Source organism: Vreelandella sp. 162(4c), assembly GCF_058152265.1.
On sequence record NZ_CM176981.1, the window covers coordinates 339,840 to 358,023 of the forward strand.

General features: G+C 57.0%; 13 protein-coding genes. 6 read left to right on the top strand and 7 right to left on the bottom strand.

Going from position 1 to position 18,184, the window contains the following annotated elements; all coding sequences use genetic code 11:
- Nucleotides 1-94: 94 nt before the first annotated feature.
- The 3 genes from AC4EYZ_RS01545 (at nucleotide 95) to AC4EYZ_RS01555 (ending at nucleotide 4,778) form a co-directional block, all read left to right on the top strand.
- Nucleotides 95-3,811 carry an RHS repeat-associated core domain-containing protein gene (locus AC4EYZ_RS01545; RefSeq protein WP_342211991.1) on the top strand — a complete coding sequence of 1,239 codons (3,717 nt, stop codon included), beginning with the start codon at nucleotides 95-97 and terminating at the stop codon, nucleotides 3,809-3,811.
- A gap of 4 nt (nucleotides 3,812-3,815) precedes the next feature.
- A complete protein-coding gene (locus tag AC4EYZ_RS01550; RefSeq protein WP_022523821.1) occupies nucleotides 3,816-4,208 on the top strand; it encodes a DUF5412 family protein in 393 nt (130 codons plus the stop codon).
- A gap of 327 nt (nucleotides 4,209-4,535) precedes the next feature.
- Nucleotides 4,536-4,778, top strand: coding sequence for a hypothetical protein (locus tag AC4EYZ_RS01555; protein WP_022523822.1), 243 nt, complete (start codon nucleotides 4,536-4,538; stop codon nucleotides 4,776-4,778).
- Nucleotides 4,779-5,902: 1,124 nt separating this feature from the next.
- Here AC4EYZ_RS01555 and AC4EYZ_RS01560 read toward each other — a convergent pair.
- A complete protein-coding gene (locus AC4EYZ_RS01560; protein ID WP_022523825.1) occupies nucleotides 5,903-7,798 on the bottom strand; it encodes a monovalent cation:proton antiporter-2 (CPA2) family protein in 1,896 nt (631 codons plus the stop codon).
- 96 nt (nucleotides 7,799-7,894) lie between these two features.
- On the opposite strand from AC4EYZ_RS01560, the gene AC4EYZ_RS01565 reads away from it, so the two are divergent.
- From AC4EYZ_RS01565 to AC4EYZ_RS01575, 3 genes are read left to right on the top strand one after another with little or no spacing between them, the layout of a single operon-like run.
- Nucleotides 7,895-8,173, top strand: a complete 279-nt coding sequence (locus tag AC4EYZ_RS01565) for a Trp family transcriptional regulator (protein WP_022523826.1) — start codon at nucleotides 7,895-7,897, stop codon at nucleotides 8,171-8,173.
- Nucleotides 8,170-9,591 carry an anthranilate synthase component I family protein gene (locus AC4EYZ_RS01570; protein WP_490204073.1) on the top strand — a complete coding sequence of 474 codons (1,422 nt, stop codon included), beginning with the start codon at nucleotides 8,170-8,172 and terminating at the stop codon, nucleotides 9,589-9,591. The genes AC4EYZ_RS01565 and AC4EYZ_RS01570 overlap by 4 nt, the downstream gene beginning before the upstream one ends.
- Nucleotides 9,588-10,268 carry an anthranilate synthase component II gene (locus AC4EYZ_RS01575; protein WP_009286448.1) on the top strand — a complete coding sequence of 227 codons (681 nt, stop codon included), beginning with the start codon at nucleotides 9,588-9,590 and terminating at the stop codon, nucleotides 10,266-10,268. The genes AC4EYZ_RS01570 and AC4EYZ_RS01575 overlap by 4 nt, the downstream gene beginning before the upstream one ends.
- A 30-nt stretch (nucleotides 10,269-10,298) precedes the next feature.
- On the opposite strand, the gene AC4EYZ_RS01580 is transcribed toward AC4EYZ_RS01575, so the two are convergent.
- The 6 genes from AC4EYZ_RS01580 to relA all read right to left on the bottom strand — a co-directional run bounded on the left by AC4EYZ_RS01580 (nucleotide 10,299) and on the right by relA (nucleotide 18,132).
- Complete coding sequence (locus AC4EYZ_RS01580; protein WP_022523829.1) at nucleotides 10,299-10,574, bottom strand: DUF1294 domain-containing protein; 276 nt, start codon at nucleotides 10,572-10,574, stop codon at nucleotides 10,299-10,301.
- 26 nt (nucleotides 10,575-10,600) lie between these two features.
- Nucleotides 10,601-11,680 carry a 23S rRNA pseudouridine(2604) synthase RluF gene (gene rluF, locus AC4EYZ_RS01585; protein ID WP_490204074.1) on the bottom strand — a complete coding sequence of 360 codons (1,080 nt, stop codon included), beginning with the start codon at nucleotides 11,678-11,680 and terminating at the stop codon, nucleotides 10,601-10,603.
- Nucleotides 11,681-11,716: 36 nt separating this feature from the next.
- Nucleotides 11,717-12,262 carry a DUF924 family protein gene (locus AC4EYZ_RS01590; protein WP_022523831.1) on the bottom strand — a complete coding sequence of 182 codons (546 nt, stop codon included), beginning with the start codon at nucleotides 12,260-12,262 and terminating at the stop codon, nucleotides 11,717-11,719.
- A gap of 67 nt (nucleotides 12,263-12,329) precedes the next feature.
- The gene (ppc, locus tag AC4EYZ_RS01595; protein WP_089690692.1) at nucleotides 12,330-14,978 is read right to left on the bottom strand and encodes a phosphoenolpyruvate carboxylase; all 2,649 of its coding nucleotides are present in this window, start codon (nucleotides 14,976-14,978) and stop codon (nucleotides 12,330-12,332) included.
- Between the two features lie 38 nt (nucleotides 14,979-15,016).
- Nucleotides 15,017-15,856, bottom strand: a complete 840-nt coding sequence (gene mazG / locus AC4EYZ_RS01600) for a nucleoside triphosphate pyrophosphohydrolase (RefSeq protein ID WP_022523833.1) — start codon at nucleotides 15,854-15,856, stop codon at nucleotides 15,017-15,019.
- Entirely contained in the window at nucleotides 15,856-18,132 is a 2,277-nt protein-coding gene (gene relA, locus AC4EYZ_RS01605) for a GTP diphosphokinase (protein WP_022523834.1), read from the bottom strand. Before relA ends, mazG begins: the two co-directional genes overlap by 1 nt.
- Nucleotides 18,133-18,184 lie beyond the last annotated feature (52 nt).

An 18,184-nucleotide genomic window follows, 5' to 3' on the forward strand; every position in this document is an offset into this window, starting at 1 on the left:
CACCGCCGCCACGCCGTTGGCGTTAGACGATATCGACATCACCGATGGCCTGGCCGACGACTGCAGTGCCTGCCAACCGGCGGTGGGTAGCCCGGTGAACCCGCTGCTGGGCGCCAAGCTGCTGCCCGCCGAGACCGATTTTGCACTCCCCGCGCCACGGCCGTTTGTGTTTAGCCGTGGCTACCTCTCCAGCAACGGAGCGGTAGGCGCCCTGGGTCAGGGTTGGTCGCTCCCCGGCGAGTCTCTGGCCATTACCCTCAATGACGACGCCTGTATTGTCCAAGATGCCCAGGGCCGTGCGATTACCTTTGGTTCACTGGCCCCCGGCCAGGCACGCTTCTCGCCCACCGAACAGCTATGGATACGCCGCGGGGGTGCCTCAACCGCTGAAGATAGCAACGCGCCCCGCTGGCAAGCCCTGGACGAGACGTTGCGCAATGATCCTGAGCGTATCGTGTTAAGCGATGCCAGCGGGCTTTACTATGTGTTTGCTAACCCAACAGACGTGGCAACCATTGGCGCGAGTTCAGGCGATAACGTAGGAAATAATAGCGCCCGCTGGCCCTTAATCGAAGAGCGCGACCGCAACGGCTACACCACCCAGTACCGCTGGGAGGGTGATCTGTTGGTGCGGGTGATCGACAGCGCCCAGCGCCACTACCAGCTGGTCTACGATGCCCTGTTACCCGCGATGCAAGGCGACACCGGGCAGCGCTTGACCGGCGTCAAGCTGGTGCAGGCCCACGACGGTGAGTCGGCGGACGAGTGGTTAGTGCGCTACTCCTATAGCCCGGTGGGGGATTTGATTGCGGTGCGTCACCGCCACGGTGAAGTGGTGCGCGAGTTCGAGTGGCAAGCGCATATGCTTACCGCCCACCGGGTACCCGGCGGCATGGAAGCCCACTACACCTGGGATCGCCACGCCCCGGATGGCCGCGTGGTCGGCCAGCAGGAAGCCGGTGGCTTGGCGCGGACGTACAGCTACCAAGTGGATCATACGCTGGTCACCGACAGCCTGGGCCGGGAGGAGCGCTACCACTTTGTGGGCAGCGGCCCCGGCCGCCGCTGGACGGCCCATACCCGCGCCGATGGCTCGCGGATCGAGTTTCGCTATGACCGTGCCGGTCTCAAAGTAGCCACGGTGGATCCGCTGGGCCACGAGATGCTAATCGAGCGCGATGACCATGGTCAGGTGATCGCCCAGGTAGCCCCGGATGGCACCCGCTGGGCCATTGAACGGGATGCCCTGGGGCAACCGGTTAACATCGAAGGCCCTGGCGATCAGCGCTGGCAGATCCCACGTAACGACCTCGGCCATCCGTTGGAAGTCATCGGGCCGGAAGGCACCACCGCCTTCGCCTACGACAATACCGACCTGCCCGACCGCCCTACCACTGTCACCGATGCGGGGGGTGCTACCCACCAACGCGAGTGGAACGCCCTGGGCCAGATCACCGCCCAGATCGACTGCTCCCAGCAGCGCACCGAGTACGCCTACGACCGCCACGGCTATCTGGCCAGTGTCACCAACGCCTTGGGCGAGACCACCCGCACCCAGCACGACGAGATGGGTCGACGACTCGCCACGCAACTGCCGGACGGCACCCACTGGCACCACCATGTGGATGCGCTTGGGCGGCTGGTGGAGCTGGAAGGCCCGCAAGGGTTTAGGCAACAATTCTTCTTTAATGACCACGGCCGCCAGGTGCAACGCATCGAGGCCGACGGCAGCCAGCAGTTCACCGCTTACGATGACATTGGCCGCCTCAGCGAGCTGACCCTGGGCAACGGCGCGGTCTACCGCTTTGCTTATGACGAGATGGATCGCTTAGCCAGCGAGACCGGCCCCGATGGCCGGGAGCAGCAGTACCGCTACGATGACGCCGGGCGACTGATCGAACGCATTGAGGCCAATCGCCCCGGCCCTGATGGTCAGCCGCTGGTCACTAAGTACGACTATGACGAAGCTGGTCGCCTCACCGCCCGGCACCTGCCCGCCACGGAACACGCCCCGGCCAGCACGGAGCAGTACCAGTGGGGCACCAATGGCCAGCTACTCAGCGTCACCAACGACCACGGCGAGGTCAGTTTTAACTACGACCACGCCCAACGCTTAATCGGCGAACAGCAGCAACATGCAGGAGAGAGTGGTTGGAGCTGGCAACACCAGCATAGCCTGACGGCTACCGGCGCGCCCCAGGCTAGTCAGTTCGGTGAACTACCGGCGCTCAACTGGCACACCTACGGCAGCGGCCACCTGCACGGCCTAAGTGCCCCAGGCCTGGATCTGGAAATCGCCCTGGAACCCGATGCGCTGCACCGGGAGACCCAGCGCCGCCTCAGCACCGGCGCCAAGGCGCACAACCAGCCGCTGGTGTTGGAGCGCGGGTACACGAACCTGGGCCAACTGGATCACCTCACCCTGCGCAGCCCGGACACCGCCAGCCAGCAGAGCTATCGATACGACGCCCTGGGCCGGATGAGCTTCCGCAGCCTGCAAGGTGATCCAGCAGAAAAAGTCATCGCCTACAGCTACGACGCCGCCGGGCGCTTGATCGGCAGCCAGCACGGCGACCACGCCCACCGCTACTCAGTGGACGCGGCGGGCAATCGGTTAGAAGGCCAACAGGCCCTTTCTGATAATCGACTGGGGCAGTTAAACGGTACCCGCTTCCGCTACGACGGTGCCGGTAACCTGATCGAACGCCAACAGCCCAACGGCGAACGCCTAACCCTGGGCTACGACGGCGCGAATCGCCTAGTGCACCTGATCCACGCCAGCGAGCTGGGGGCGACCCGCGAAGCCACCTACCGCTACGACGGCCTGGGAAGACGCATCAGCAAAACCGTACGTCACACCAATGGCACCACCGCCACCACCCACTACGGCTGGGATGGTGACCGCATTGTAAGGGAAGAAACGGATAGCCAGCGCACTACCGTGGTCTATGAGCCTGGGAGTTTTGTGCCCATGCTGCGCATTGATGACACTCAACAAGGCCAGGTACTCAGCGCCTACATCACCGACGCCCTGGGTACACCGATGCAACTGGTCACCCCCAACGGCCAACCCCGCTGGCTCGCCGAACCCGACGACTGGGCAGCCGTCAAAAACCAACGCGCCGTGCGCAACGTCACCCAACCAATCCGGTTCCAGGGCCAATGGCACGACGAAGAGAGTGGCCTCTACTACAACCGCCACCGCTACTACGACCCGCAGCAAGGCAGGTATATCAGCCAGGATCCGATTGGTCTTAACGGTGGCACTAACTTGTATGGGTATGTGACCAACCCGACAGGGATGGTGGATCCGCTGGGGCTGAGTGGTTTTTTAGGTGCTGACTTTAGCGATCTTATGGGCTCTACCACATCCTGCCCCCAAGAGGGTGAACTTGGTAACTGCAAAAAATGGCCTCCACTCGCGCCCTCAGGCGCTGACATCGACAGTAATATAGCAAATGCAAGTGATAAATGGAGTCCGTGGTGGTTTAGGAATCAAGTGAAAAATGGAGGGCCCTGGGATTACAAGCAGCAAGGTAGTGATTATGAAGACTTCGGCAATTTTAACTATGGCGCTACTGGGGCAGCTTTTGGCTTTCCTGATACAATCCTCTTGAATGAAGCAGGTCGAGCGCAGCAAGCTGCGGGAACTTCTTTACCCTCCTGGGGTAGCCCAGGGCCTAGCTTATTCCCCTTTCTCGGCACAGCTCCTTTTGGCGATGATCCGCAAGATCAGTACTGGATTAAGGAAGGAATAGATTTTTATCGTAATAGAGAACAGTGGAACACTCCTATTCAACTCGGACCATGATGAGATGAAAGTTTTGAAGATAATAATCATTGGTAGTAGTTTTGTTTTACTCGCTCTTTTAGGTATTGTGGTGTGGTTTTTTTTCAGTGGAGGTATTTTTTCAGATTGTGAAACACATGAAATTTCCCGCAGTAAATCTCCGAGCGGTAAATATGAAGCCATGGTTTATATCAAAGGCTGTGGAGCAACGACACCATCTGCGACGATAGTAGCACTTAGACAAGATGAAAAGGTTAGCGCCTTCGAAGATATTTTCATTATAGAGGCTGCTGTATCTATAGATTTTGAATGGACAGGCCCCGACCAATTAAAGATTTTCTCACCCAAAATTATAACTAATGCAGATATATTTAGAAAAGAAATGAATTGGCAAACAGTGTCTATTGAATATCAATAGAAGTGGGCAGCCAATTGGCTTTCTTTAGGCAGGGAAGAGCAGTACCATGACGATACCCTGAGTCGGATGAGCTTCCGTGCACTGTAAGGCGATCAAGCATCAAAAGTCATCGCCTGCAGCTACGACGCCGCCGGGCGTCTAATCGGCAGCCAGCATGGTGACCACGCCCACCGCTACAGTGTGGCGCGGCCGGTAATCGGTTAGAAGGCCAACAGGCCCTTTCTGATAATAGCCTGGGACAGCTAAACGGTACCCGCTACCGCTACGACGGGGCCGGTAACCTGATCGAACGCCAACAGCCCAACGGCGAACGTTTAACCCTGGGCTATGACGGCGCGCATCGCCTACCACGCCAGCGAACTGGGGGCTACCCGCGAAGCCACCTACCGCTACGACGGCCTGGGAAGACGCATCAGCAAAACCGTGCGCCACACCAACGGCACCACCCACTACGGTTGGGACGGTGATCGCATCGTGCGCGAAGATACGGACAATCAGCGCACCACCGTGGTCTACGAGCCGGGCAGTTTTGTGCCCATGCTGCGTATTGATGTCACCCAGCAAGGCTAGGTACTCAGCGCCTACGTCACCGACGCCCTGGGTACGCCGATGCAGTCAGCCACCCCCAACGCCAACCCCGATGGCTCGCCGAACCCGACGACTGGGCCGCGGTCAAAAACCAACGCGCCGTGCGCAACGTCACCCAACCGATCCGCCTCCAGGGCCAGTGGCGCGACGAAGAAAGCGGTATCTACTACGACCCACAGTAAGGCAGATGCATCAGCCAGGATCCGATCAGCCTCAACGGCGGCACGAACTTGTGTGGTTATGTAAATAATCCGACGGGGATGGTGGATCCGCAGGGGTTAGTGGCCCAAGTATGCGCGGTACCAGGCCCCACGATGGCAGCTTGTGTTTCAGCTGGACAATGGCTTTTAGGTGCATTGGGAATAGGGGCCACTGCGACTGCAGTATCTACCATCTCTAGCCCTACAAATGATACGTTTCAAACACGCCCTGGCGCATATACTGGCACTCATTCAAGTACAGAAGAAATAATGCACCGCGGAAGAATTCAGGCACAAGGTGGTGGCCTAGAGGCGTCAGTTGCTTGGTCACAAATGAGCTCTCCCAGTTCAGCAGAAGAGCTATTGATGCTTGATGAGAGGCAAACACAGTTGACAAAAATGTAAATACGAAAGCGAGCTAGAGATTTTAATCAGGCAGAACGCTTTATCAATAACGCAGGAAATGCTGGCGGTGTTATGGCCCCCGTTTCTAGAAGTTTCCCTCGGGGTAATGCTATTCGTGTTGATATAGAAGTCATTACGGGTGAAGCATTTGTTCCATAAAAGATTACTGAGGCTAAATATGATGATTTTCGAAGTTTGGGAAGATGAGGACGGCACGACGCTGTCTACTGTAAATAATATAGCCGAATAAAAAAAGAAAGTGCTGCTTTCTCAGAATGCGAAGCTACTATATAGAATAGAGGCTGATAGTTATGAAGAAGCAATGATTAAATACCATCATAAAATGGGTTGGGAACGATACAAACCTATGAAAGAAGAATAATATTGGCAGCAGTTCATCGCGTTTGATCACCACTTAATCTATGTAATGATGCGGTTTACGGTGGAGGGGAGCTAATAAATCAGCGCACCACAGCAAACCGCCATTATTTACGTCATTACCTATGCATTGTGCTCCTGATCAACTTCAGGCGGTGTCCAAATAGGCACATCTTGCCGCTGGGGTTCGGGCCAATCCTGCTTCATTGCGCTGTTCAACGACTCTTCCAGCTTCATAAATAGCTCGCCGTAGCGGGGGCTGAAGCTGATGCCCTCTTCGATCTCTTTCCAGGCTTCAAACAGTTCATCTTCGTGGGCATCTTCGTTCTGTACAAAGGCCCAAGTCATCTGCTTAGCTCGCATAGGGTGCACGCCCATGGCAGTCAGTGCGTGCCCACCCAACTCCAGCGCTGAATGATAGGTTTCACTGATAACGTCGTCGGCCCCTGCATCACGTAGTTGATAGCCATGACCACGGTCGAACGCACGGGCCAGCACCCACACTTGGGGGTAAGCATGCTTCACATGCTTAACCATCTGCACGGCACGCTCACGATCGTCTAACGCGATAACTAGTAACCTAGCGTGCTCAATCCCTGCGGTCTCAAGCAAGTCGGAGCGGCTGGCGTCACCAAAGTAGCTTTTGATATTAATTTTGCGCAGATTCTCGATCTGCTCAATCTCCAGATCCAGCGCCACGATGGGGATATTATTGGCGCGCAGCAAGCGGCAGATTATTTGTCCAAACCGCCCTACCCCCGCAACGATAACCGGTGCCTGCTCCTCAATAGCATCGGCTTCGCGATCATCGTTTTTAGCGATAAGGTAGCGCGGCAGCACCAGCCGGTCATAGGCAATAAATAGCAACGGCGTTAAGAACATCGATAGCGCCACGACTAACGAAAGCACCTGGGAGATATCGGTAGGAATCACGCTGTTTTGAACGCTGTAGGTCAGCAGCACAAAGCCAAACTCACCGGCTTGGGCAAGGCTTAAAGTAAACAGCCAGCCGTTGCTACCAGGCACTCGAAATAGCAGCGCCAAACCCAACAGAATCACACCTTTAACAACGATAACCGCCACGCCTAGCGATAGCACCGTGCCCCACTCCGCTGCTAACACCGAGAAGTTGATGCCCGCCCCTACGGTAATAAAGAACAGCCCCAGTAGTAGTCCTTTGAAGGGCTCAATATTGGCTTCCAGCTCGTGCTTAAATTCACTGTTGGCGAGCACCACCCCCGCCAGGAAGGCACCCAGCGCGGGGGATAAATTGACCACACTCATCAGTGCGGCGATGCCAATCACCAACATCAACGCTGTAGCGGTAAACACTTCACGCAGGCCAGAGCCAATCACATAGCGAAACAGCAGCGGCATTAAGTAGTAGCCGCCGGCGATGACACTCACGATGGCACCCACGACCACTAAGGCGTGCGCCCAGCCGGGCAAGTGGGCTACCAGGCTTAAGCTGGCGTGACCGTCATCACCGCCCGCCCCCATCAACTCAGGCAGCGCCAGCAGCGGGATCAGCGCCAACATGGGGATTACCGCAATATCCTGAAACAGCAGCACCGAAAAAGCGCTGCGCCCACCCTCGGTTTTGGCCAGCCCCTTTTCATTCAGTGTTTGCAGCACAATCGCCGTAGAAGAGAGCGCGAAAATCAGTCCCACCGCCAGGGCGGTTTGCCACACGAGTCCCAGCCACCAGGCAATAGCGGTGCCAGCTGCGGCGGTTAGCAAGACCTGAAGTCCGCCCAGGCCGATCAGACGAACCCGCATGGCCCACAGCCCTTTGGGGTCTAGCTCCATGCCCACCAAAAACAGCATCATCACCACGCCGAACTCGGCAAAGTGCTGAATGGTGGTGGTCTCCTGCCCCACCAGCCCCAGAATCGGGCCAATCACGACCCCAGCAACCAGATACCCCAGCACAGACCCCAGACCAAAACGCTTGGCTAGCGGTACCGCGATCACCGCGGCGACAAGGTAAATAAAGGCTTGAATAAAATAGCCGGTCATCGTGACTCCTCAAAATTGAACGCTCTGCTTGACTTCCCTGAGCAATCAGGTAGCGTACTAGTACGCTAGTACATTACAGGTTACCTGGTGGCACACATGACAACAGACGAACACTACCAGGCTGAGCTCATTCGCCATTTGCTCGCTATTGATTCACCTGAAGCAATGGACGCAGCGCTGGCGAGCCTGCTAACGCCTGCAGAGTACCAAGAAATCAGTAAACGCCTACAAATTTTTAAGCTGCTGCGTGAAGGCGTGCCCCACCGCAAAATTGCCGAAACCCTGGGCGTGGGCATCGCTACGGTTTCACGGGGTTCCCGCGCGCTGACCACGTTACCCTCTTCAAGCCCTTCTTCACGGAATGATGCATCATGACCACTGCCAATACACATGCCTCATCAGGCCCGCAGCCTTTTACGCTGCCGCGCAAACCTCACTATGTGACCTTGGCGGCGGACTGCGACTTCTTTGCCCTGTTTCAGAAAATCGAGCGTCGGTTTGATACCTGCTACATGCTTGAGTCTCTGGGTGAAGATAGCCATATGGCGCGCCACTCGATTATCGGCTTCGACCCCGAGTACACGCTCTACGCCAACGGCAACACACTGACCATTGAAGAACGTGGCGGCAATGCCAACCACTACACTAGCGACAACCCCTACGAACTGCTGCGCAGCCTGATCCCGCAGAATATTATTTCCCGCAAGTACGCCGGAGGGTTAAGCGGTTACCTTGGTTACGATGCCATGCAGTATTTCGAGCCATCGCTTACGTTAAAAGCCAGCGATGATTTCGACACCTTCCGTTTCGGGCTTTACAAAGATGGCCTGATCCTCGACAAGATGACCGGAGAAGTCACCTACTTCTATTACGACAACAGCCGCTACGAATTTCTACAGACGTTAATTGATGCAGACGATGAGCCGGCAGGCCCGCTGAAAATCACCGCCTTAGGCGACACCATGAGCCAGGCAGAACACGCCGAGGCGGTGGCCAAGGTGAAACAGGATATTATCGACGGCAAAGTGTTCCAGTGCGAAGTTGGCTTTAAAAAACGCTTCAGTATTAAAGGCGACGCCCTGGCGCTGTATGACCAGCTACGCACCATCAACCCGTCGCCGCAAATGTACTACGTCAAATTTGGCGAACAAAAGCTAATTGGCGCAAGCCCAGAGCTTTTATTTCGGCTGCGCCAGGGCGAGATGGAGACCTTTCCGCTGGCGGGTACCACCACCCGGGGTCAGACGCCCCAAGAAGATACCCAGCTCGCCCGCGCGCTGCTTAACGATCCCAAAGAGATCGCCGAGCACAATATGATCGTGGATCTACACCGCAACGATATTGGCCGGGTAGCGCAGTTTGGCACGGTGAAAGTGCGCAGTTTGATGGATATCAAACGCTTTAGCCACGTGCAGCATATCTCCAGCGAGATCGTCGGCATCATCGCCGAAGGCGAAGATATGTTTACCGCGCTGGCCAGCAACTTCCCCGCGGGCACCCTCACCGGCGCACCCAAAATCGAGGCGATGAAAATCATCGACGATCTGGAAACCGACGGGCGCGGCCCCTACGGAGGCGCAGTGGGCCAGTTCTCGTTCAACGGGGACTGTACCTTTGCGATTCCGATTCGTACCGTGTTTGTGAATGGTGAGCGTGCCTACGTGCAAACCTGCGGTGGCAATGTGTTTGATAGCAATGCCGCCGATGAGTATGAGGAGATCCGCCGCAAGTTTGCCGGTACTCGCAAAGCCCTTACCCCCTTTATGGAGACGGACATGGAGAGCCCAGCATGAAGGTACTTATCATCGATAATTACGACTCCTTCACCTATAACCTCTACCAGTTTATTGGTGAGATTCTAACCACAGAGAAGAATCGCGGCGGGCTGGCCAATTTTGAGATTATCGTTAAGCGCAATAATCAGATCGATTACGGCGCCATCGAAGCCATGGCCCCGGAGCGTATTATCATCTCCCCCGGCCCCGGCTCGCCGGATGACCCGCGCTACTTTGGTGTATGCGCTGAAGTGATCGAGAAACTGGGTAAGACCACCCCGCTGCTGGGAGTATGCCTGGGTATGCAAGGCATTGTGCACGTATTTGGCGGCAAGGTAGTGAAGGCGCCGCTACCGATGCATGGCAAGATCAGCCCGATCAACCACAATAACGCATCGGTGTTTAACGGCGTGCCCGACCAGCTTGAAGTGATGCGCTACCACTCGCTAATTGCCGATGCGATCACCCTGCCCGAGTGCCTGGAAGTGACCGCCACAGTAGGCGCACTTGCAGCCGATAGCTTTGAGCAGCGCAGCCGTTGGCTGGCACTGGGTGAATTCGAACTGATGGGGGTTAAACATCGGGAGTACCCGATTCACGGCATCCAGTTTCACCCAGAATCGTTTGCCACCGAAGGCGGCAAAGAGCTGATCGCTAATTTTCTTTTCGCGCACGGCAATCACGCCAGAGCGTAGGCACCAAGTATAGGGTGGCTAAACGGGTGGCTAAATGAGACTCAATGAAACCGTTAGCCACCCTAGACAGGCCAGATTTACGACAACCGTCAGCCAGAACGTAACTTGAAAGGCGGTTTTCTGGGTTTTATGCCTCAGCTGCTGTTGGGCCAGTAGCGCACCCGGCCAGCCACCCACTACCCCAAGCAGATGTAGCGACTTTTCACTCACCCGACGGCGGTTTTTAATAGCCGCCTTTTTGTCGATAGCGTAAGTGATATAAGCGATAACGCTCACTACAGCGTAAAAGGCGACGATTGGGATCACAGTGAAGACTCTTGAATGATGGGGAGTTACTTGCGCCGCTGGGAAGGCTTTCCGACCGCCGCTGGCTTACCGCGGCCTTTACCAACGGGCTTACCTTTAGCTCCAGGCTTGCTTTTAGCACCAAGCTTGCCGGGGGCTTTGCTGCCCTTGGAGTGCGGCTTGCCTAACGTACTGCCTTTCGGGCCGGTACCTGTTTTTCCACTGACTTTTCCGCTGGCGGCTTTTTTACCCTTGACGGGTGGTTTAGCCCCGGCGGCTTTGGCACCAGCCGCCTTCGCGCCTGCTTTGGCCGGGCGCCCTTTTGCGGAAGGCGGTTTTGCCTTTCCTGCGCCTGAGCTGTAGTTGGGCCTTTCCGGTTTAGCTTTACTTTTCTTTTCTGGTGCCGCCTCTGAGCGTTCGGTCAGCGCGATAATGGTATCGATCTCTTTGGCAGTGAGATCGCGCCAGTCGCCCAGGGCTAAGCCTTTTAGCGGCACATTCATAATGCGCGTGCGAATAAGCTGGGTAACTTCATAGCCGAAGTATTCGCACATACGGCGAATTTGCCGATTGAGCCCCTGCACCAGAGTGATGGTGAACACAAAGGTGGACTCTTTTTGCACCTTGCAGCGCTTAGTCACCTTGCCAAGAATCGGCACACCACTCTGCATGCCCTCGATAAACTCGTCGGTGATCGGCTTGTTCACCGTCACCTGGTACTCTTTTTCGTGGTTGTTATTGGCGCGCAGAATCTTATTAACCAGATCGCCGTTATTGGTTAAAAAAATCAGCCCCTGAGAGTCTTTATCGAGCCGCCCAATGGGAAAAATACGCACGCCATGCTTCACAAACTCAACGATATTGTCCTTTTCGCTGGACTCAGTGGTACTGACAATGCCCACCGGTTTGTTCAGCGCGATCAGTACCAGATCCTCCTCTTCCTGAGGCTCGATCTCCTGACCGTTTACTTTAACCAAGTCACCCGCCACCACTTGATCACCGGTAGTCGCACGGCGACCGTTTATCCATACGTTGCCCTGCTCCACAAAACGGTCGGCTTCACGGCGAGAGCACATCCCGCTCTCGCTAATATATTTATTGATACGGGTAGTTTTTCGAAACGACATAAAACGCCATGTGGCTATAAGAGGATAAGCAAACAGTTAAAAAGAGGAGCCGGGCTCCTTTAAGAAGGCCAACTCCTCGTCGGTAGAGCCCCGCCCCAACAGTGCGTTGCGGTGCGGGTAGCGCCCAAAACGATCAATAATCGCCTTGTGGCGCACTTCAAAGTCGTAGTTATTCTCTAACCCCGGCTGGTCAAACAGCTGCATCGCCAGCTCATGAATGGCCGCGGATTCGCTATGCATATAGGGCATATACAAAAACGCACGCTGCTCGCTGGTTAGTTCTGCGTCTGCCCCAGCGGCTACCGCCTCTTGAGCTAGCGCCAGCGCTAAGGGATCAGTGGCAAAGGCGCGAGCGTCATCGCGATAGATATTGCGCGAGAACTGATCCAGCACAATGATCTCCGCAAGCCGCCCTTGCGGCGTTTGACGCCATGCGTAACATTCACACCGCGCGGTTTGGGCATGCAGCGCGCCAAACCGCTGCGAGATTGTACGATCCAACTCAGCGTCTTTTTTAAACCACTGAGCAGGCGTCAACTCCTCAAACCAAAAGTCGAGTACCGCTTGAGCATCTGAGGACATTGACGCCTCCCTGTTGTAGTAGAACGTTGTAGTAAAACGTTACGGTAAAAAATCGTGTTAAAACAGCCTAGCCGGTGTTGCGCAGACCTGCCGCTATGCCCGCCATAGTGACCATTAACGCCCGAGAAAGATCGGCGCTGATCGCCCCGTCGGCGTCGCGATTACGCTGCAGCAACTCCGCCTGCAAACCGTGCAGCGGATCGATGTAGGGGTTGCGAACATCGATCGCCTGGCGAATCAGCGGCGTGTTTTCCAATAGCTTCTCTTGCTGAAGAATATCCAGCACTGCTTCTTCCAACGACGCGAAGCGCTGGCGTAACTTTTTACCCAACGCCTTCAGTGAGGGCTCGTCGACCAAGCGGTGCTCGTAGTAAGCGGCAATGGCGACATCGGCTTTGGCCAGCAGCATCTCCAGCATGTCCAGATAGGTGCCAAAGAAAGGCCACTCGTTGCGCATCTCCTGTAGCACATCGCGTCCACCGGGCTGCTCCAAGCGCCGCGCAAAGGCTTCGCCGCTGCCCAGCCACGCGGGTAGCATCAGGCGAATCTGCGTCCAGGCGAAAATCCATGGAATGGCGCGCAGGGTTTCCACCCCGCCATCCTGGCGCCGCTTGGTGGGGCGTGAACCCAACGGCAGCCTACCCAAGGCGCCTTCCGGTGTGACCGCGCGGAAATAGGGTACGAAGTCTGGGTCTTCACGCACCACGCCCACATAGGCACCATGCGCTACCTTGGCGAGCTGATCCATCTCTTCACGCCAGTGCGGTTCCGGTGCACGCGGTGGCAACAGCGTGGCTTCCAGCACTGCACAGGCATAGATCTCCATGGAGCGCAGGGCAATATCGGGTTGGCCAAACTTGAAGCGAATCATCTCGCCCTGCTCAGTCACCCGCAGACTGCCGTTTACCGAGCCTGGAGGCTGGGAGAGTATCGCCGCATGGGCCGGACCGCCACCGCGGCCGACGGTGCCGCCGCGGCCGTGGAACAGGGTTAAATCGACACCGTGTCGGTTACACACATTGACCAGCGACTCTTGAGCACGGTACTGCGCCCAGGCAGCGGCCAGCTGGCCGGCATCTTTTGCCGAGTCGGAGTAGCCGATCATGACCTCCTGACGGTCATCGATCAGCGAACGGTAGCCCGGTATCGCCAGCAGCTGATCCACCACATCGCCTGCGTGATCCAGGTCGTTAAGGGTTTCAAACAGCGGTGCAATAGGTAGCGTTACCTGCCCCCCGACCTCTTTCATCAGCAGTGCTACGGTGAGCACGTCCGAGGGTTCAGCGGCCATGGAAATGATGTAAGTTCCCAGCGCTTCGGAGTGCTCCTGGGCGATAACTTTGAAGGTATCCAGCACTTCGCGGGACTCGGCGGAACACTCCCAGCGGCGCGGAATCAGCGGGCGACGTGAGGCCAGCTCCTCAAGCAGAAATTCCTGACGTTTGGCTTCGTCCCACTCCTGGTAGTGACCCAGGCCAAGGGAGCTTGTTAGCTCTTCAATGACCTGGGCATGGCGACTGGCTTCCTGACGTAGGTCAAGCTTGGTCAGCGTAACGCCAAACACCGCTACTCGGCGCAGCGTATCCAGCAGCGCGCCGTTAGCGATGGTGTCGAGGCCCACATCACACAACGAACGGTAGCAGGCGAGCAGCGGTGAGTAGAGCTGATCGCGGGTTTCAATAATCGGCCCGCCGTCGTAGTTGCGCCCTTCCAGTTCGGCCTTGGCCCAATCCCGGGTCGACTCCACCTTAGCCAGTAGACGTTTCAACACTTCGCGGTACGGCTCGGCTACATCACCCGCCTCAGCTTTGAGCGCGCTATTGGCCTTCCACATGGAGAGTTCGGTTTTGAGCTGTTCAAGATCGCGCAAATAGAGGTCGGCGGCCATCCAGCGGCCAAGCAGCAACACTTCACGGGTCACTCGGGCGGTCACGTTGGGATTGCCGTCGCGGTCGCCGCCCATCCAGGAGGCGTAGCGTATCGGCGCGGCGTCCAGGGGCAGGCGCTCACCGGCGGTATCCAGCAGCAGGTTATCCAAATCTCTATGGAAATCTGGCACTGCCTGCCACAGGGAGTTTTCAATTACCGCAAAGCCCCACTTGGCTTCATCCACCGGGGTGGGCCGCTCGTGGCGAATCTCGTCGGTGTGCCACGCCTGGCTAATCAGCTCCTCCAGGCGGCCCTGGGCACGGGTTCCACGCTCTGGGTAATCTTCGGAGCTCTCAATGGCGGTTAAGCACTCATCGATGGCATCATATTTTTGAATCAAGGTTCGGCGGATAACTTCGGTGGGGTGCGCGGTGAGTACCAGCTCAACGCGCATATTGGCGAGGGTCTCGACCAGTTTACGCGGTGAGTTGCCCGCCTGCTCGGCACGCGCAAGCAGTTCCCCGAGCACCGGCTGGGAGCCGGGCTTGTAGTCCTCTACCCGGCGAAAGCGCGCCCGATAGTGCTGTTCGGCAATGTTCGCGAGGTTTAAGAACTGGTTAAACGCCCGGGTGACCGGCAGCAGATCCTGCTCGGGAAGCTCACGCAGGTACTCGATCAGTTCGCGCTGCTGCAGTGAATCGCCCTGGCGCCCGCGCTTGGCGTGGGCGCGAATGGTTTCAATTTTATCGACAAATGCTTGGCCCAAATCGTCGGCAATGGTTCGCCCCAGGCTGTCGCCCAGAATACGCACATTATCGCGCAGAGATTCGTGTAGGTCGTGACTCATTGGCATGGCCTCCTTGCAGGGGTCGCGTCATTATTAGATCAGGAATGGGTAGATTGTTTTTCTTCTGCTTTGGCTGCCTGCCAGTGGGCTTCCATCTCGTCTAGGGAAGCCTCTATTAATGGCCGCTGGGCAGCGCTAAGCTCGCGCTCGACAAAACGAAAGCGGCGCTCGAACTTGGCATTGGTAGCGCGCAGGCACTGCTCTGGATCGGCATTCAGCGTGCGGGCAAGATTGGTCACTGCAAACAGCAAATCGCCGACTTCTTCCTGGGCGTGCTGTTGATCACCGGCGGCGAGCGCCTCTTCTACTTCCGCCAGCTCTTCACGAATTTTAGCCACCACGCCGCGCGCATCGGGCCAATCGAAGCCTACTCGCGCGGCGCGCTTGGACAGCTTGGCAGCGCGGCTAAGGGCGGGCAGCGTGCGCGGCACATCGTCTAGCACAGAGGGCCGCTCAACGGCTCTCTCGGCACGCTCCTCGGCCTTCAATAACTCCCAGCGGCTGTTGACCTGCTGAGTTTGCACCTCTTCGGCACTCACTCCTGGCGGGCGGCGGGAGGCCAGCGTGCCCTCCGGAAACACGTGCGGATGGCGGCGCAGCATTTTGGCGGTCAGCGTATCGACGATATCGGCAAAGTCGAAGCGCTGCTCTTCCGCGCCAAATTGAGCGTAGTAGACCACTTGAAAGAGCAGATCGCCCAGCTCGCCGGGCAGTTCGTCAAAAGCGCGTCGCTCGATGGCATCGGCGACCTCGTAGGCCTCTTCCAGGGTATGGGGCACAATGCTGTCCCAATCCTGCTGGAGATCCCAGGGGCAGCCCTGTTCCCGGTCGCGCAGCACCTGCATTAGGGTCAGCAGATCATCGATACCATGGCGCATTATGCCCCTCCCTTGCGAATTTGTTGTTCCGGGTCGGCGTTGCGCAAACGGCGCACTTCGGTAACGTTGGGTAACTGCTGAATGCGCGAGAACAACCGCCCCAGGGATTCAAGGCCATCGACTTCCAGGGTAATACGCAGCCGGGCAATGCCTTCATCGGTGTCCGTTAGCGTGTTCACGGCAAGCACGTTGACTTTTTCATTACCGAGCAGGCCCGTGACATCGCGCAGCAGCCCGGAGCGATCCCAGGCCTGAATCTCGATGGTCACCGGGTAGCGGGTCTGGGCGCGTTCGCCCCACTCCACTTCGATAATGCGCTGGGGTTCGTCCAGCCGCAATTGCAGAATATTACTGCAGTCCTGGCGGTGAACGGTGACGCCGCGCCCCTGGGTAATAAAGCCGATAATCGGTTCGCCAGGCACCGGACGGCAGCAGTTGGCCATACTGGTTTTAAGGTTGCCGACGCCGAGCACCGTGATATCGCTTTTGGTGGCTTTGCTGGATTGGCGCTTAGGTTTGGCGAGCAGGCGATCGAGCTGCTCTTGGTCGTCGGTTTCACCAAACAGTTGCTGAGCCTGGTGCAGCACCTGACCGATACGCAGGTCACCAGCGCCGATGGCCGCGTACATGTCCTCGGCGTTTTGGTAGTTGACCGTCTTGGCCAGCTTGGGCAAATCGAGACCTTCCACATCCAGGCGGCGCATTTCACGGTCAAACAGCACGCGCCCCTCGTCCAGGTTTTGATCCCGTGCCTGATGTTTGAACCACGCCTGAATTTTGGCCCGCGCCCGGGAAGTGCGCACATAGCCCAGACTGGGGTTTAGCCAGTCGCGACTTGGGCCACCTTTGGTAGCGGTTAGAATTTCAATTTGCTGGCCGGTTTTTAATTTATAGGTGAGCGGCACAATGCGCCCATTAATCTTGGCGCCTCGGCAGCGGTGGCCAATTTCGGTATGCACCCGGTAGGCAAAATCGATCGGTGTGGCAATCCGCGGCAGATCAATCACATGACCGTCGGGAGTGAAGACGTAAATGCGGTCAGGGGCCACATCGCTGGAGAGCCCTTCGCGCAAATCGCCAAAGCCACCCACCTCGTCCTGCCACTCCAGTACCTGACGCAGCCAGGCAATTTTCTCTTCGTAGCTACGGCTTTTGGCGTTGGTATCGTGGCCTTTGTAACGCCAGTGGGCGCAAACGCCCAGCTCCGCTTCGTCGTGCATGGCGAAGGTGCGAATCTGGATTTCGAGCACCTTGTTTTCCGGCCCCATCACGGCGGTATGCAGCGACTGATAGCCGTTCTTTTTGGGGTTGGCGATATAGTCGTCAAACTCGTTGGGCACGTGGTGCCAGCGCGAGTGAATAATCCCCAGCACGGTGTAGCAGTCCGCCACTTCCGGCACCAGAATACGCACTGCGCGCACGTCATGAACTTGTGAAAAATCGATCCGTTTGCGCTTCATTTTGCGCCAGATCGAATAGATATGCTTGGCTCGCCCATCCACGTCGTAGCGGTGGATGTGCTGAGCTTCCATCAAGCCTTTGATGGTTTCGACCACATCGTGAATATAGCGGTCGCGGTCAAGGCGTTTCTCCGCCAACAGCTTGGCAATCGCCTTGTACTCATCTTCGTGCAGGTAGCGAAACGATAGATCTTCCAGTTCCCACTTAAGCTGACCGATGCCCAGGCGGTGGGCCAGCGGCGCATAAATATCGGCGACTTCACGAGCCACCAGTAAACTTTTTTCCCGGGGAGCGTCTTTTACCTGGCGTAGTGCGCAGGTGCGTTCGGCAATCTTAATGAGTGCCACGCGCACATCACCGACCATATTGACCAGCATCTTACGCAGGTTTTCCTGCTGATTGTGTTGGCCCATGCCATGGTCAGGCGCCAACGGGTAGCTAATAGCGGCCATTTGCAGCACGCCATCAATCAGACTGGCCACTTCTTCGCCAAAGCGTTTTGTCACGGACTCAAGGCTCAGCAGCCCTTCCCGCACTGCACGGTAGAGAACGGCGGCCTCAAGCGTGGCTTGGTCTAGCTTTAACTCACCAAGGATATCGGCCATTTCCAGGCCCATGCGAAAACTAGAGCCTGGCGATAGCCATACGCGATGGGTGCGCGGGGCTTCAAGCTCCAGTTGTTCGGCGAGTTCACAGGCGCCGACTAGACGCTCAGGCTCAGGTAGGCGCACATCCTCCTGCAGGCGCGTTAACCACTGCTGTATATCCACCTTTCCGCCCGCGGTTAGCGGCTGGTCTTCACGCACTTTCACCATGACAATTACTCATCCTTTCAGGGAGACGGTCTCTGCACGACCGCCACCGTGG